We start from the raw sequence: 15,808 nt of genomic DNA, 5'->3' as shown, positions 1-15,808 counted from the left end.
GGATGAAGAAATACTACATGGCATGAATGGGATATTTCAATGAAACAGATATATACAGCTGTGTTGTGTACTTTGTTAATGATCTTGCCTGTATCGCAACTGAAGGCCGAGCCGCAGGGGATGTTTATAGATGATCCGCGTGTGATCTACCTTGGGTCATCCAGCAACGGTGCCATGTCGACTTTCAGTAATAACAGTGACGACAACTACCTTATTCAGTCAATGGTACGGGAAATGGACCCAAAGAGCGGTTTACCGACAGCGGTTAATGCACCGTTTATCGTTATTCCTCCTTTGGGCAGGGTGAATGCGCACGGTAGTCAAGTACTGAAAATCCTTCGCACGGGTGGGGACTTTCCAAAAGATCGTGAGTCGGTGTTCTTCCTGAATGTGCGTCTGTTGCCTTCCGAGAAGGAACATTCTGCGCCAAATAACCTTGTTCAGATGAAAGTGGTCATGACTCTGGCGGTGAAGTTGTTCTATCGCCCGAAAGGATTACCAAAAGAGGGGGTTGCTGGTGCAGTGAAGCAGTTACAGGTATCGGTCAAGGAAGATACTGTGACTCTAACGAATCCGTCGCCGTTCTGGATAACGTTGCAGACTTTGAAGGTGAATTCGTTTGCTGTGCCTGCTGGGCGTTTGTTCAGTATGGTGCCACCATTGAGTCAGCAGAGCTGGCCGCTGCCATCGGGTAAAGCACTACCGGGTAGTCATGTCACCGTATTGTGGCGAGCTATCGATGAATTTGGTTTAAATACTGGTGAAGAGAGCAGATCCGTTGTTGTCTCTGGCAGCAACTAGCTAATAGTAAGTGGCGTTGCAGATATCAACAGAAGATATGTGAACAATGGATCTATTATTAAATATAGAGATGGCAATTAAGAATGAAAGTATTAATTCCGGCAATAAGCCGTCGTTCAGAACGTCCGTCTATTTGTCGTATAAATCCAGGTATTTCCACCGCTATGTCCTTGTCAAAATGCGGAATAGGATCGTGCCTTTCTCCGGTTTTTTGCCGGATGATGCTGGTATTGTTGGCGGGTTGGCATACTCAGGTAACAGCGCGTGACTATTTTGATCCTGCTTTATTGGAGTTTGGTCAAAGTTCAGGGCAAGCGGTGGATTTATCACAGTTTGAAACTGCTGGTGGTCAGGCACCGGGAACTTACCGAGTTGACATCTACATTAATGGTACTTTCTTTGATTCACGTGATGTTACGTTCCAGCATAATGGTACTGGTAGTAACGAGCTGGTTCCCGTACTTACCCCGAATTTATTGGAGGCGGCGGGTGTCAATGTCAGTAGTATACCGGCATTAAAAGCGTTGCCGGCGGATAAGCCAATGGGTAGTCCATTAAGCAAATTCATTCCTCAGGCCACGGCTCATCTGGATTTTTCTCAGATGACGTTGGGCTTGAGTGTTCCCCAGATAGCGATGAAACCTTTGGAGAATGGTCTGGTTGATCCAAAGTTGTGGCAAGAGGGGATTCCGGCTTTTTTATTGAATTACAATATTAATGGCAATCAGAACCGACGCTCACAATCTGGCAATAAACAGACGAATCAGAGTCTGTTCGGTAGCTTTAATTCTGGGTTGAATTTGGGAGCCTGGCGTCTTCGTAATTCTGCCACCTATTCTTATAGTTCTCAGACTTATAATTGGTATGACTCATTTAATGGTGCAGTGAAGAAAACGACTCAATCCCAGCAAAGGTGGAACTTCTTACAAACCTATTTGCAGCGTGATGTAGTCGCGTTACGCAGTGATTTGACGATAGGGGATACCTCGACTGGCAACGTGGCGAGTCAGGTATTTGATGGTTTTCCTTATCGGGGTATTGGACTTGCCACCAGTGACTCCATGATGCCCGGTAGGCAGAGTGGTTTTGCACCGATTATCAGCGGGATAGCTAAATCCAATGCACAGATTACGGTGACACAAAATGGCAGCGTGATTTACCAAACCAACGTCGCGCCAGGCCCATTTCGTATTACCGATCTGGTGGGTAGCAGTACCAGCGGCGATTTACAGGTAACGATAACCGAGGCAGATGGTACTCATCATGGGTTCAGTCAAGCTTATTCTAGTTTGCCTATGATGCTGCGGCAGGGGCAATTTAAGTATGAAGTGGCGGCCGGGCGCTATCATTCGGGGGGATACAACAATCGTAAGCCGGTGTTTGGCATGGCCTCGATGATTTACGGTCTGCCTGGCGACGTCACACTATACGGTGGTGGTTTGGTGGCGCAATCGTACCAGTCTGCGGCGCTGGGGGCTGGGTTTTCCCTTGGTATGATGGGGGCGTTATCTGCGGATGTCACGACGGCTCGAACCCGGTTGCAAAATGCGACTAACTTCCTGCGCGGGGAATCTTACCGTGCTAAATATTCGAAAAGTATGTTGACCACTGGCACGACAGTGGATTTAACCGCGTACCGCTATTCCACCCGTAATTATTTGAGTTTTTCGGATGCGAATACCCAAGGCTACAGTGTTTGGGGAGAACTCCCCTCTTGGATGTCTGAACGGCGGCGTAGCAGTTGGCAAACGAGACTAAGCCAATCATTGCCCGGTAATTATTCCTTGTGGCTCAGTGGTCGGCGGGATAACTACTGGGGCAGCTCTAAAACCAATACCACACTGTCGATGGGGTTGAATGGTTCTTTCTACCGTGTGGGTTGGGGGCTTAATTACAGCATTGATCGCATGCGAGGTAATGGTGATTGGCCTGAGAACCGGCAAATTTCGTTGAACGTGAACGTTCCTCTGAGCTTGTTTGGCTCCTATGCGGCTCTGAATAATGCGTATGCTAATTATAATTTTTTCCGTGATAGTTCCGGACGTAGCAATAGCCAGCTAGGGTTGGGTGGTTCAGTACTGAATGACAATAGTCTGTCCTGGAGCGTATCACAAAGCCAGGCTAATCAAGGGCAGGGAAACAGTGGATCCGTGTCGATGGGATACAATGGCTCTTTCGGGCAGGCGAACTTGGGATACAACTACGATTCACAGGGGGGGCGTAGTGTGAACTATGGGTTTAACGGAGGACTGATTGCTCATCAGCATGGTGTCACCTTGGCATCGCGTATTGGCGATGCTGCTGTGTTAGTGCGAACAGCGGGGGTTGAAGGTGTGAGTGTGATGAACTCCGACTCGGTTACTACTGATCGCTGGGGGTATGCGGTTATGCCATATGTCAGGACGTACAGCCGTAACAGTATCAGCTTAGACCCGTCATCGCTGCCTGAAGGGGCGAATATGGAGCAAGGCAGCAAGAACGTATTCCCGACGAAGGGGGCTGTTGTGGTCGTGGATTACCCCGTACGTATTGGGCAGCAATTGCTGATGAATCTAACCTATCACGGTAAACCTGTACCGTTTGGGGCAATGGCGGGGCTGAAAGGGGAGGCAGATACAAATCTGGCGGCGATAGTGGGAGATGGTGGGCAAGTGTACCTGAGTGGTATGCCGTCTAAGGGGGTACTGAAAGTGAAGTGGAGTAATACACCGGATAGCCAGTGCGAGGTGACATTTAACCTGGGAGCACCTCCGGTAAAGAAGAAAGGCGATAAGAGCTGGAGTCCAATGAGGCAACTGAACGAAACCTGTCGTTAAAAAGGGATGCTGTATGGTGACAATCTGTACGGGCAATCCAATGCAGAACATAATAACCAAAAGAAGAGGGATCCCTGAGAGGTGGATGTATTCCGGCTGAGACGGGGTGATGGCAACGAATGAGAAGTTCTAACAGGACAATTGGGGAGTAATCCTTGGTTGGGTATCGCATGAATATGAATAAAATGTTTATTAACAGGATGATGCAGGCTATTGGTCGGATGGTAGCTTATTGTTGCCAGTGGCCGACATGGGCAGGAGTGATATGCCTATCTGCGGGTATCTTTTCTTCCTCCTCGGTACTTGCTACACAAGTAGAATATTGGAACGCAGCGGCAGTCAGTGATGCGCTTGGGCCTAGGCAAGCAGTGCCGTGGAATCGTTCTGTCATCACCTATCCAGCAGCGGGGAAAGCAAACTTGGGCGCAAATATTGTGTTTCCCAATGTATCATCAATGTTGTGGCAGGGAGATGACCCCAAAATGACGATGGAAAACGCTAAGTTTCGGCTCGTATCTAAGGGGAAAATCTTTGACGCTTTGCAAGTTAGCTCGGGTACATACAACTGTAAAATTAAAGCTAGCTTTAAGGATAATCGTCCGGGAACAGCGGAAAAGCGCTTTTCGCTGGATATGATGAATAATGCGGGTCTTAATCAAACTGAATACGAATCTCTTGAGGTAAACAATGGCGATACCAAGGTTGATGAAGATGTAAAAAATGCGGCACTGCAAGATTTCAAATTCGATGTTTCTTGTAGTGGGGACAACTTTTCATGGCAGCGACATCCCGACCAGAAGATCAAATTCGACACGAGCCCTAATGGTGATCTTATAGGATTTCAGGTTAAGACCTCAAGTGAGAACGATTTTGTGGTTTGGCAACGACCACTAGGTAGTCTCCCTGAGATCAAAGACCCTACAATAATATTGCAGCCTCCAAATTGTTATATTCCGATTGCTTATGGCAGAAAATTTAGCTTTGGTGAGGTTCTGCAAATAGACGGATACCAGAAAGGCAGTCAGCGCAAACTCAAGGACATGAACTTTTCTATGCAAGTTATCTGCCTTGTCACCGAAGAAGAAAATACAGGTGGCACTGTAATTGTGGTGGCATCTTCCCAGAATATAATGCCAGGTACTCAGAATCAAATGTTGCAGGTGATACATAATACAGAGGCTGATAGTAAAGAGACTGATCATAAAGCGTTGGGGGTAAAGCTTGAGCTGTCTAGCGTAAACGTCGAAGGACCTTTTGAGAGTACTCCGGTTAGTTTCAGTGCTGATATTGATCCTAAATTTAGTTGTACGGGGGATAATGTTGTTGTGGGTAAAAATAAAACAACTAAGTCAATGAATAAGCAAATAACATTTGCCAACGGTAGCAGTGATGCAGACACTGGTGGTTTTGTGTGCCTTCAAGTGGATAACCCTTCTTTTTCGACTACACCATCTGAAAAACCTAAACAACAGAGTACGAAGTTTTACCTCCATTTCACTGGAAGCCTCTGGCAAATCCAGAAATTGGAGCCTTCGAATTATGGTTATTTCCAGACGAGTTTTGACATGACGTTGGTAAGGCCATAGCGCGCCTGCGGCGAACGTTATTTTTACACAAATCATTAAATAGGGTGGGCGGATTAGCCTATAGGTATTTCATTTCAGATAAATCACAGTATTTCATTTCTCATGTGGTAACAGGTAGACCAGTTAGTCACCGGGGGAGAGTAAAATGACAATCAATGTTAATGATTCAATGCTGCTTCAGATAAGCGGTAGCCAGACCGATTTGCTTGGAAGTCAGAAGACTATTACGGGTAAACAAAGTAATCATGGGGATTTTCGTCTGCCTGCCTGCTTGTCTCATTTGAATGATACACCGTTGTACATGGCGGTCGCGTATTGGGGATTATTGAAGGGGCGCGGATTTACCAAAAGTGAAATCAGCCAGGTGTTCCGAGTGACAGAACGCCGGGCAACAGATGTGATGAATTATATCTACAATGAGAGACGTGATGTGATTGCCTGTGAAAAAGTCTTCTTCCGTGAGAAGCAGGGAAGTCGCCGGCTGATGCTGATTGTTACGGCAGTCGTTGAACCTATGCCCCAGAAGGGTCAGGCACCGGTAACGAAAACGGTGAAGTCGACGCGCTCCCGGACATCATCACAAGCTAATCACATACGCACTTGGTTTTTGCAGCGGGCTTGTGGTCCGTTTATCTCCTGAGTCGTATCACACATGTGGCTGTCTGGTGGGTCATGATGGAAGATGAGTTTTTATCGATTCTGTGTGTGATGCCTTATGGGATGCTGATAAGCCGGGTGGTACTGGTTATCAGTATTGCATTGCTGACTGTCTGTGGGTTCTTATTGGGCAACAAAATTCGCTACTCGCTGTATCCCCGTATGCTGTTAGCGTATTGGTGCCGAACATGGATCTTGCCACTGTTGTTTATCGCTATCGGGTTAGTATTGATGTTTGGTGTGGGTGAAGAGGGTTGGTTAGACCGCATACTGGATGAGGTTGATTCAGCATTGATTGGTCTGTTCTTTGATAACCGGGATGACGTGCTGCTGGTGCCGTCATTGCCGGTAGTGTCTTGTGGGTCGGCGGTGAATAGCGCTGTTGGCTGTTCACCTGCTGATTTGTACGGGCTATCCGGTTTAGTTTCTGTTACGGCTGACTCGCATCACATCCGGCATAATTCGGATTTTGCGCATAATATTCGCTAACTGAATACGGTCTTTGGTGGTCAGCCGGATAAAAGCGCAGTAAACACGACCATCTTTCTCTTCTGTATTCATACCTTGAATACTGGAATTGGCTGCGTTAATGGCGGCAGTCAGATTTGCCAAAGCCCCCTGGTGGTTAAACATATCCACTTTTATTTCGGCGGTGAAATCGTTATTGATCTCTTTATCCCATTCAACGGCCATAAATTTTTCGGGTTCTTTCTGATAGCCGCGAATATTACGGCAGGATTCATGGTGGATAACCAACCCTTTGCCGGGGCTGATATGGGCGATAATCGGGTCACCGGGGATGGGTCGGCAACATTTGGCAAACGTAATAAGCACACCGTCAGCGCCTTTGATGGGCAATTTACGTGCTCCGCTGTTATGGCTACGGGTACTTGCGGTATTTTCCTGTTCGCTTAACAGGTTGCGGGCGACGACGATACTCATGGTATTGCCAAGCCCGATTTCAGCCAGTAGATCATCTATTGTTGAGAGTTTCATTCTCGTCAACTCTTTATTGATATTTTCCTGTGGAATATCAAGCAGTTTTTTCCCATTACCTAACGCGTGATTTAACAGGCGGCGGCCCAGCCCAATGGAGTCTTCCCGCTTAAGATTTTTCAGCAACTGACGGATTTTAGCGCGGGCTTTTGAACTGACGACAAAGTTCAGCCAGGCAGCATTTGGACGAGCGCCCGGTGCGGTGATAATTTCAACGGTTTGGCCGCTGGTCAGCGATTGAGACAATGGATATGGCTGACGATCCACTCGCGAACCCACGCAGGCGTGACCAATATCGGTGTGTACGGCATAAGCAAAGTCAACTGGGGTGGCACCGGCGGGTAATTCCACAATGCGCCCTTTCGGGGTAAAAACGTAAATCTCATCAGGAAACAGATCAGATTTAACGCTTTCGATAAATTCAAAAGAGCTGCCGGCACTTTGCTGTAGCTCCAACAAACTTTGCATCCAGCGCTGAGCACGAACTTGCGCGGCTGTACCGGATTCACCTTGTTCTTTGTAAGCCCAGTGTGCTGCGACGCCCATTTCAGCCATTTGATCCATATCTTCGGTGCGGATCTGGACTTCAACGGGCACGCCGTGCGGGCCAATCAGGGATGTGTGCAAAGATTGATAGCCGTTGGCCTTGGGGATGGCAATGTAATCTTTTACTCTGCCCGGGCGGGGTTTATACAGGCTGTGCATCTGCCCCAAAACCCGATAGCAGATATCAACATTATTAACGATGACCCGAAATGCATAGATATCCATAATAGAATGGAAACGTTGCTCTTTGAGGTGCATTTTCCGGTAGATAGAATAGAGATGTTTTTCCCTGCCACTGACTTTGCACTCAATACTGGCTTCGGCCAGCCGGCCTGCAATTTCAGAAAGAATTTTCTGGATCATCTCCTTACGGTTACCTCGGGCCGCTTTTACCACTTCTTTGATAACCCGGTAGCGGTTAGGGTGAAGGGCTTCAAACCCTAGCTCTTCTAACTCCGTTTTCAGATGATGGATACCCAAACGATGGGCTAAGGGACTGTAGATCTCTAACGTTTCCCGGGCGATACGGCGGCGCTTATCTGGGCGTAACGCGCCGAGCGTGCGCATATTGTGGGTACGGTCTGCCAGTTTGATCAAAATGACGCGGATATCCTGCACCATTGCCATGACCATTTTGCGGAAATTTTCCGCTTGTGCCTCTTTTTTATCGCGGAAATTCAGCTTATCAAGTTTGGAAACTCCCTCAACCAACCCAGCGACCACAGGGCCAAAAGGTTGTGCGATATCCTGAAAGGTGGCGGGTGTGTCTTCAATAACATCATGCAACAAAGCGGCCATCAGTGTCTCATGGTCGAGACGCATCTCGGCCAGAATACAGGCAACCGCGACAGGGTGCGTAATGTAGGGTTCACCACTGGTACGGGTTTGCCCTTCATGGGCATCCCGTGCAACAGAATAAGCCTGCTTGAGGAGTTCAATCTGACTCCCAGGCAGGTATTTTTGGATCAGCAGATTCAGGCTTTCGAACAGATACAAGGCAGACCTACCGTAGATTAACGACGACTTTCTGCGATAGCGGAAACCGCCTGCATTTCTGCTGCTTCCTGCTCTTGTTGTTCCTGGCGCTCACGTACATCCAGGATTTTACCGTTAATCAGACCCTCTTCCACTTCACGCAGAGCGATAACGGTCACTTTATCGTTCTCTTCAGCAACCAGCGGGTCTTTACCGCCTGTTTGCAGTTGACGTGCTCGACGAGCAGCGACCAACACCAGGTCAAAACGGTTACCAATTTTTTCTACAGCGTCTTGAACAGTTACGCGTGCCATATGTGTGCGACTCCACAGGTAAAGAAATGACTGGGCATAATACTGAAATTGGGTTCAGTCTGCCAATAATTTGCTGATTAAAGCATCATGCCGTTGTGCCTGGCGTTCCCGATGCAGGCGTTCTGAACGGATAATGGTGTGCAGATCGGCCAATGCAGTATTGAAAGCATCATTAACGATTAAATAATCATACTCGTTATAGTGAACCATTTCTGCAACAGCCTGCTCCATGCGTTTTTCAATAATATCTTCACTGTCCTGACCCCGACCGCGCAGACGGCGGCAAAGCTCTTCTTTTGACGGTGGCAGGATAAAAATACTGCGGGCAGAGGGCATTTTTTTGCGGATCTGCTGCGCGCCTTGCCAATCGATATCAAGAAAGACATCAACGCCACTGGCAAGGGTTTCTTCAATCACTTTCTGGGATGTGCCGTAATAATTACCGAAAACACAGGCGTGTTCCAGAAATTCGTGATTATCGATCATTTGGCAAAAGGCTTCTTCAGTGATAAAGAAATAGTGTTCACCATGATTTTCACCGGGACGCATTGCGCGCGTGGTATGGGAAACAGAAACCTGAGTATCGTACAAAGGTTGTGTTTTTAATAAAGCCTGAATCAGACTTGATTTACCCGCCCCGCTTGGCGCAGAGACAATATATAATGTGCCTTGGATCATGATGATATCTTGGTTGATTGGATAATAATGTATACCCTTCATCTTTCAGGTTGTTGCTTTATACTGCTGTGCTGCAACTTGAAATCTATTGGGTATAAATAAAAGCAGAATAAAATTCTTGTAACAGTATACACGTACCTGCTCATACGTGTCGCGTTACCGATGCATTTCCGTAGAAATTTTCTTGGGGAAAGATGGCTAATGGATATTTTGTATCGCCGCTTATTTGGTTTTACCCGTCGGAATTTATAGGCTGAATTTCTAACACGCCCTATTCAACCGGGGATTGTTCCCCGGTTGCCTTGTTAAAGATGACCATTTGTTGCCATCACCCCCTCCCGGGTAAATTACCTTTACTCTTAGGGGGTCACTTTCTGCTGGTTATCATTGTTTTCTGCGTGAGGTTGCACTATGGCTGGATCTTTAAAATTGGGATTTAAACCATCTGGTGGACTCCAGAAAGCAACGTTATAGATATAATATTTGGGATCTTTACTATCTTGCATTTCAATTGATGGCACCCCATTCTTCCAGTCACTTTCGAATTTGACTTTCTCTTCAGGTTTCCGCTGCCATGAAAAACCCGTTCCCTTACAGGATACCGAGTAATACAGATCTACTAGTTTGGACTCCATCACGTTACTATCCCCTTTGAACCAGTGGATATCCTTATTTACAACGATTGCATCTGTAAAAAGCGTTGACTTGGCCTTTCCTGCTGCCCTGTCTTTGCGGTAGGCCGTCATCTCACAGGTGTACTTTCCTGTAACGACGTGCGGAACAACGAAGAGACGGTTTTGCGCTCTAACCCAAAGCATAAGATCTTTTAACACGGTGGGATACTCTGTTTCTGGAAACTCAATATTGGACTTTGGTGGAAAAACACCTATTAAGTTTTTTGTCCCTTTTGGCGGATAACGAACTGGCTTACCGTTATTGTTTTCCCCATCCAATACCGGCAGCCCGAGGGCAGTAATGGCTCGCTGGGGAACCCAGTCTATGACTTCAGCTGTATATGCAAGAACCGGGGTAGAGAAAAGCGCACTTACAGATAGACCCACTCCCCCCACCCATATCGGCCACCGGCGACAATGTGCCGTTATCCGGCCAATATTCTGTTTCACTCCGCTGATGAATGTGTTGCCAGCGTTCATTAAATATTCAGGTGGGGATGATTCCCCGATTGTTAGGCTAAAAATTTTCATTGATTGCTATAATCCCGTCCCGGTCAGATTACATCTACCTTTCAGAGATTCTCCTTATTTCCAGTTATTATTTTCTGCATCGGTTATCCCGTGCAGATCGTCACCACACAGTTTCTTTCATCCAAGATTGCCTTTGGAACCATTGGCTCGCGCTTGTGTTTGGTTATTGCTACATCCGGTGTAATTGCTGGGCATCGTTCAGACATGTACTGTTGTGCCAGCTTTAATCGCGACTCTTGGCAAAAGACTGTACTTAATGGGTGAACTAATCGTATTTGACATACTTTTTAGTTTCCCCAGAATTCCTGCCGCCTCAAGGCGGCTATGTCAGGCATTCGTCTGCAAGGCTACGAATGTGTTTCATGATGCGTTTAAGCTAATGATTTTTTTGATTTACCATCCAAGATGGCACTAAACCGCCGGTATTTGGGTCTTCGATTACACGGCCATGCTGCAATAATAGGGCGGTTGTTCTACCGTATAGAGATAGTAGAAGTATTCTTAATCGGGTTATTTCCTCCGACTAGCCTATGCCATAAAACTTATCCCTTGCGGTGTAAGCTGACTTTTTATTGCTATGAAGACATAAATAAGAGTAGCAATCTTTTTTTAAAAAAGATAATAGAAAAAAGTTATCGGCTGATAACTTCAGGTTAACACTAAATCTGATTGTTGGTAGTCGTTCTTGGATTATTTTCCACAAATAAATGAAAATAGTGGTAATAATGAGGTTTGATCGGAAGAATTTAGAGCGAATATACATCTTTATGACTATTATTACGTGAACGAGTAACTTAATTTGCTAATAATTAATTGTAAAGTAGGAAATAAGGAATTGTTAAGTTTTTATCGTAATGACAATGCTATGTGGTTTATAAAAATTCAGTTATTTTTGGTTTTTATAGGATTTATGTTCCAAACTATTTCGTAAAGTTATGGTCTTTTTATATTTCGCAGAAAGTTGATGTTGGTAATAACTGATGTCAGGTGTGCTAATATTTCGAATGAATATTCGATAGGCTGAGTTATTATATTTGGTTCAACTATTGGTTAATGGTTCACAATAACGAAATAATAATTAATAGATTGATTAACTGCTTGGATTAAGTTGTTTTGAAGCCAAAATGCAGTTCACAATTGCAAGCTTTGGCGTAGTTCAATAGTGTTTTAAGTGTTGGGTTTCCATTGCCTTTTTCAAGCCTGTAAATTGTCAAACCTCTGTTTTCGATGAAAACCGACGGGAAATGATCGTTGATGGCCGCCCTGAACCAAATATTAATACATCAGATTTTCACCATAATATCCGCTCTGTGCAGTGTATAAAAAAGTCTGTTACCTTGGGATTGCAGATAGTTATTCTTCGAACCGCTTCGCAAAGTTATTATCTCTGCCTTGGATGGAATCTCTTTATCCTCTATCTTGCCGTTATTGCATGGATAGCTAGGGAGCACGGATGCTTAATTTATTGATAAGGGTTGCCCGGGGTAAGGATGGGATTTACACTGCATGCTATGGTGTATAATTTATCGACAGTTATTGCCTTGATATTATTAGTCAGTTTTATTCTGTTATAAGTTTGTGGTGCAAATTATAGGGGTTACAGTGATGAGGCTTGAACTGCAAAATTTAGATGAAATGTCACCGGCGCAAGAGCGCGCTTTTATGGCTATCTTTGATGCTCAACTGGCAAATGACGATGGTTCAGAGGCGCGTGCTCACCTCAATGCGGGTGAACCAATTTATTATGCAGAGTTTGACACTCCAGCAGGAATGGTTATTAAGGAATACCCAGGTGGCCGTAGGGAACTGGTTAGTTTTATGAGTGGTACAGAGCAGGTAGTTGAGGTTCTGGAAGCATGATACATCGGCCTCAGCTCTGGGTTATTGCGGGACCTAATGGAGCGGGAAAATCGACATTGGTTCGACGTCATCTAACCGGTAAGGTTCCCGTAATTAATCCCGATGATATAGCAAGAGAACTCAGTCCGCATAACCCATCACTGAAAAATGCGGATGCGGGTCGGTTAGCTATTAAACAACGAGCGGCTTTTCTTCAAGAATGCCGCTCGTTTGCTGTTGAGACGACTCTCACGGGTAAAGGCGAAATTAAGCTGATGGAGCTGGCCGTTAATGCCGGTTACAAGGTTAATTTTATTTTCATCGGTGTTCATGATGTGGGTTTGTCTGCCGCACGAGTGGCACTTCGTGTAAGAACGGGAGGGCATAATGTGCCCGTTGTCGATATATTCAGGCGCTATGATCGTTCTATACCCTATAGATTTCAAGATGCCTCGCGACGGCAAGGGAGCGAATCCCCGGGAGCATAGCAAACTATGTGACCGGGGTGAGCGAGTGCAGCCAACAAAGAGGCAACTTGAAAGATAACGGGTATATAACTAACCTGCCGTTAGCTATGAATATATCAGATAGGGTCTGGGTTTTTGATAACAGCAATAAGCGCAGACAGCTATTATTGGCTAGAGATCGCGACAGAGTGAAGCAATTAGCTAGTTATTTACCTGAATGGTTTAGGCGTGTAGCCAGTAACGAAATCATTTCTGCACAGAAATTAAAAAAATCGTAATTGATAAATAAAAAGCAATCATAAAGGTTAACATTGTATTTCGAATTGCTGAGGGTTATCTGGTAGTTGAATAGAGATAATTCGTTATTTGGGGATTTTAGGCATTTATTCTTCGAACCGCTTCGCAAAGTTATTATCTCTGCCTTGGATAGTATTTCTTTATCTTCTATTTTGCCGTTATTGCATGGATAGCTAGGGAGCACGGATGCTTAATTTATTAATATTGATTCTGTTTATTGTTTTCAGTACACCGATAGTTGCGGCTGAAGTATTTGTTTCAGATACAGAGAAAGATTGCCCTGAATGGCCGCAGGATAAGTTACAGCGTGAAACAGAAAGTCTGGCACGGCAGATGGTGCATTGGGATCAGCTCTATCGTCAGAAAGGGATCAGTGAGATCGATGATGAAGTTTATGATCAATTAATGACGGAGCTGACGCATTGGCAGCTCTGCTTGAAACAAATACCTTATTCACGTTTTCCGGTAGAAGTTGCCAACGATAATAAACTTGGTCATCCGGTTGCTCATACCGGATTAAGTAAACTGAAAGACGAGCAAGAAATTAACCGATGGTTGCGTAGCAGATTACCTGTCTGGTTACAGCCAAAGATTGATGGTGTGGCGGTAACATTGGTTTACCAGCAGGGGAAATTGGTTTCATTAATCAGCCGGGGCAATGGCTCCGAAGGAATAAACTGGACAGCAAAAAGCCAACATATTCCGGATATTCCCCAAGAGATAGAAAATGCACCGTCTTATATGATATTGCAAGGGGAGCTTTTTCTGCATAAGGATGGGCATATACAACAATCATCTGGCAGTGATGGGGCTCGTAGTCGTGTCGCCGGTTTGATGATGCGTAAGGAACATTCGTCAGAATTACAGCAAGTCGGTGTGTTTATCTGGAGCTGGCCGGATGGCCCTGCGGAGATGGACAGTAAATTGCAGAAACTGGCAGATATGGGGTTTCCATTGGCGCTTCGCTATAGCCATAAAATAGAGATACCAGAGCAGATACAGAAATTGCGAATGTACTATTTTGAACAACCCATACCTTTTGCTACGGATGGCATCGTGCTGAAACAGGAAATTGAACCTAAAGGAAACCAGTGGCGGTCTGGATCTAACAGTTGGGCTGTAGCCTGGAAGCACCCTTTACGTCATCAGGTCACGCAAGTCAGGGAGGTGAATTTTACCATTGGCAGAACCGGCAAAATCTCAGTAGTTCTTGGGCTGGATAAGGTAAAACTGGATGACCGACAAGTCAGCCGAGTCAATATTGGTTCCGTTCGTCGTTGGCAACAGCTGGATGTGTTACCGGGGGATCGGGTAGCTCTCACGTTGGCGGGTCATGGTATCCCGAAATTAGATAAAGTGGTGTGGCGGATAAAAGAGCGTCAATATATTCAGCCACCAGATAAGCAGCGTTATCATGCACTGAGTTGTCTGACGTTAACGGCGGGTTGTGGACAACAGTTTAATGCTCGGCTGAAATGGCTTGGTGAAAATCTGCAAATGACAGGTGTCAGTAGCGGTAGTTGGGCAATGCTGACCGAACAGAAGTTAGTTACTGATTTAACCGGTTGGTTAACACTTTCAGTTCAAGACATTGCAGCTTTACCAGGAATAGGCGATAAACGGGCACAGGCTATTTATTCACAGTTCAGCAAGGCAAAAAATCAGCCTTTTTCCTATTGGATGAAAGGTATTGGGGTGCCTTATATGGATAAGTTATCTGACGATGTTGATCACTGGCAGCAACTGGAGCAGGAATTATCCGAAGCACAGTTAGAACAGCGGCTCACTACCGGACAATTGAAAAAATTGGCTGATTTTATCAATGACACGCAGATTCAAGAGATTGCCGGGCAATTATCAGAGGCAGGGATAAAGGGTTTTGACAGGAAAAATGGGGCTGTAGCTAGCCCCGCTGATAGGGCTCAGTGATCGGAGTGCTCATAATTAAAGACCGGTAATCCAAGACGGTAGCGGATAGCAATCAGTCTTGCTGTCAAACCTGCGATCAGGGTAATCAGAACAATGCCGTCTTGTGGCAACGGTGTGTGCTGTAAGCCAATGTATAACCAAGCGGCGGTAAAAGAGACACCGGCATAGATCTCTTTCTGGAAAACCAACGGAATGGTGTTACACAGCATATCGCGTAACACGCCACCGAAAACCCCGGTGATAACCGCAGCAATAGAGGCGATTATTGGGCCATAGTTCATGTCCAGCGCAATCTGCGCACCAATAATGGAGAAGACAATCAGACCAATGGCATCAAGGATAAGAAATAGACGGCGTAAATGCTTCATCATGGGGGCAGCCCAGGTGGTTATCACGGCGGCGCAGGCGACGGTCACGATATATTCAGGGTGTTTGACCCAACCAAGAGGGTAATGTCCCAGAAGTATGTCCCGAACGGAACCCCCGCCAATGGCCGTGACGGAAGCAATAATGATCACGCCAAACATATCCATCTTACGGCGGCCTGCGGCTAAAGCGCCAGTCATAGCTTCAGCGGTAATCCCAATAATATAAAGAACACTTAGTAACATAGATTATTCGATGTGGGCAGCATAAAAAGGTAAGGGTAATGTCGAAATGGTAAAGTCTCGACTGAAATTTTTTCTCTATATCCATTTTGGA

13 protein-coding genes are annotated in these 15,808 nt (G+C 45.7%); 8 read left to right on the top strand and 5 right to left on the bottom strand.

Translation table 11 applies throughout. The features are described from left to right. Window positions 1-39: 39 nt before the first annotated feature. The 5 genes from ACGF63_RS12130 (at window position 40) to ACGF63_RS12110 (ending at window position 6,349) form a co-directional block, all read left to right on the top strand. On the top strand, window positions 40-801 hold the full coding sequence (locus ACGF63_RS12130; protein WP_387631051.1) for a molecular chaperone: 762 nt from the start codon (window positions 40-42) through the stop codon (window positions 799-801). An 83-nt stretch (window positions 802-884) separates the two neighbouring features. After that, a complete protein-coding gene (locus ACGF63_RS12125; RefSeq protein ID WP_387631048.1) occupies window positions 885-3,617 on the top strand; it encodes a fimbria/pilus outer membrane usher protein in 2,733 nt (910 codons plus the stop codon). Between the two features lie 170 nt (window positions 3,618-3,787). Beyond that, window positions 3,788-5,203: a hypothetical protein gene (locus tag ACGF63_RS12120; protein ID WP_387631045.1), complete on the top strand. Its 1,416-nt coding sequence runs from the start codon at window positions 3,788-3,790 to the stop codon at window positions 5,201-5,203. 145 nt (window positions 5,204-5,348) lie between these two features. Next, window positions 5,349-5,843, top strand: coding sequence for a CaiF/GrlA family transcriptional regulator (locus ACGF63_RS12115; protein ID WP_132355511.1), 495 nt, complete (start codon window positions 5,349-5,351; stop codon window positions 5,841-5,843). A 32-nt stretch (window positions 5,844-5,875) separates the two neighbouring features. Beyond that, window positions 5,876-6,349 (top strand): hypothetical protein, encoded by a 474-nt coding sequence (locus ACGF63_RS12110; RefSeq protein ID WP_387631041.1) that lies wholly within the window; start codon window positions 5,876-5,878, stop codon window positions 6,347-6,349. On the opposite strand, the gene spoT is transcribed toward ACGF63_RS12110, so the two are convergent. The 4 genes from spoT to ACGF63_RS12090 form a co-directional block, all read right to left on the bottom strand. Next, the gene (spoT, locus tag ACGF63_RS12105; protein WP_152963293.1) at window positions 6,281-8,398 is read right to left on the bottom strand and encodes a bifunctional GTP diphosphokinase/guanosine-3',5'-bis pyrophosphate 3'-pyrophosphohydrolase; all 2,118 of its coding nucleotides are present in this window, start codon (window positions 8,396-8,398) and stop codon (window positions 6,281-6,283) included. The genes ACGF63_RS12110 and spoT overlap by 69 nt on opposite strands. 17 nt (window positions 8,399-8,415) lie before the next feature. Then, the gene (gene rpoZ / locus ACGF63_RS12100) at window positions 8,416-8,691 is read right to left on the bottom strand and encodes a DNA-directed RNA polymerase subunit omega (RefSeq protein ID WP_011144672.1); all 276 of its coding nucleotides are present in this window, start codon (window positions 8,689-8,691) and stop codon (window positions 8,416-8,418) included. Window positions 8,692-8,745: 54 nt separating this feature from the next. Continuing rightward, window positions 8,746-9,369 carry a guanylate kinase gene (gmk, locus tag ACGF63_RS12095; RefSeq protein ID WP_118985291.1) on the bottom strand — a complete coding sequence of 208 codons (624 nt, stop codon included), beginning with the start codon at window positions 9,367-9,369 and terminating at the stop codon, window positions 8,746-8,748. Window positions 9,370-9,728: 359 nt separating this feature from the next. After that, window positions 9,729-10,574, bottom strand: coding sequence for a hypothetical protein (locus ACGF63_RS12090; RefSeq protein ID WP_387631037.1), 846 nt, complete (start codon window positions 10,572-10,574; stop codon window positions 9,729-9,731). 1,605 nt (window positions 10,575-12,179) lie between these two features. On the opposite strand from ACGF63_RS12090, the gene ACGF63_RS12085 reads away from it, so the two are divergent. The 3 genes from ACGF63_RS12085 (at window position 12,180) to ligB (ending at window position 15,106) form a co-directional block, all read left to right on the top strand. Continuing rightward, window positions 12,180-12,434: a hypothetical protein gene (locus tag ACGF63_RS12085; protein WP_118985231.1), complete on the top strand. Its 255-nt coding sequence runs from the start codon at window positions 12,180-12,182 to the stop codon at window positions 12,432-12,434. Continuing rightward, entirely contained in the window at window positions 12,431-12,901 is a 471-nt protein-coding gene (locus ACGF63_RS12080) for a zeta toxin family protein (RefSeq protein ID WP_387631034.1), read from the top strand. Before ACGF63_RS12085 ends, ACGF63_RS12080 begins: the two co-directional genes overlap by 4 nt. Before the next feature lie 462 nt (window positions 12,902-13,363). Next, window positions 13,364-15,106 carry an NAD-dependent DNA ligase LigB gene (gene ligB, locus ACGF63_RS12075; RefSeq protein ID WP_152963301.1) on the top strand — a complete coding sequence of 581 codons (1,743 nt, stop codon included), beginning with the start codon at window positions 13,364-13,366 and terminating at the stop codon, window positions 15,104-15,106. On the opposite strand, the gene ACGF63_RS12070 is transcribed toward ligB, so the two are convergent. Continuing rightward, entirely contained in the window at window positions 15,100-15,717 is a 618-nt protein-coding gene (locus tag ACGF63_RS12070; RefSeq protein WP_387631030.1) for a trimeric intracellular cation channel family protein, read from the bottom strand. The genes ligB and ACGF63_RS12070 overlap by 7 nt on opposite strands. Window positions 15,718-15,808 lie beyond the last annotated feature (91 nt).

The organism is Photorhabdus sp. RM322S (assembly GCF_042879395.1).
Lineage (GTDB): Bacteria > Pseudomonadota > Gammaproteobacteria > Enterobacterales > Enterobacteriaceae > Photorhabdus > Photorhabdus khanii.
Note: the sequence above shows the minus strand (reverse complement) of the source record. Positions and strands in the feature narration are given on the sequence as shown.

What these genes read in the sequence shown, in the direction of transcription:
- ACGF63_RS12130 (WP_387631051.1), top strand. Translation starts at nt 40, where the DNA reads ATGAAACAGATATATACAGCTGTGTTGTGTACTTTGTTAATGATCTTG.
- ACGF63_RS12125 (WP_387631048.1), top strand. Translation starts at nt 885, where the DNA reads ATGAAAGTATTAATTCCGGCAATAAGCCGTCGTTCAGAACGTCCGTCT.
- ACGF63_RS12120 (WP_387631045.1), top strand. Translation starts at nt 3,788, where the DNA reads ATGAATATGAATAAAATGTTTATTAACAGGATGATGCAGGCTATTGGT.
- ACGF63_RS12115 (WP_132355511.1), top strand. Translation starts at nt 5,349, where the DNA reads ATGACAATCAATGTTAATGATTCAATGCTGCTTCAGATAAGCGGTAGC.
- ACGF63_RS12110 (WP_387631041.1), top strand. Translation starts at nt 5,876, where the DNA reads ATGATGGAAGATGAGTTTTTATCGATTCTGTGTGTGATGCCTTATGGG.
- rpoZ (WP_011144672.1), bottom strand. Translation starts at nt 8,691, where the DNA reads ATGGCACGCGTAACTGTTCAAGACGCTGTAGAAAAAATTGGTAACCGT.
- gmk (WP_118985291.1), bottom strand. Translation starts at nt 9,369, where the DNA reads ATGATCCAAGGCACATTATATATTGTCTCTGCGCCAAGCGGGGCGGGT.
- ACGF63_RS12090 (WP_387631037.1), bottom strand. Translation starts at nt 10,574, where the DNA reads ATGAAAATTTTTAGCCTAACAATCGGGGAATCATCCCCACCTGAATAT.
- ACGF63_RS12085 (WP_118985231.1), top strand. Translation starts at nt 12,180, where the DNA reads ATGAGGCTTGAACTGCAAAATTTAGATGAAATGTCACCGGCGCAAGAG.
- ACGF63_RS12080 (WP_387631034.1), top strand. Translation starts at nt 12,431, where the DNA reads ATGATACATCGGCCTCAGCTCTGGGTTATTGCGGGACCTAATGGAGCG.
- ligB (WP_152963301.1), top strand. Translation starts at nt 13,364, where the DNA reads ATGCTTAATTTATTAATATTGATTCTGTTTATTGTTTTCAGTACACCG.
- ACGF63_RS12070 (WP_387631030.1), bottom strand. Translation starts at nt 15,717, where the DNA reads ATGTTACTAAGTGTTCTTTATATTATTGGGATTACCGCTGAAGCTATG.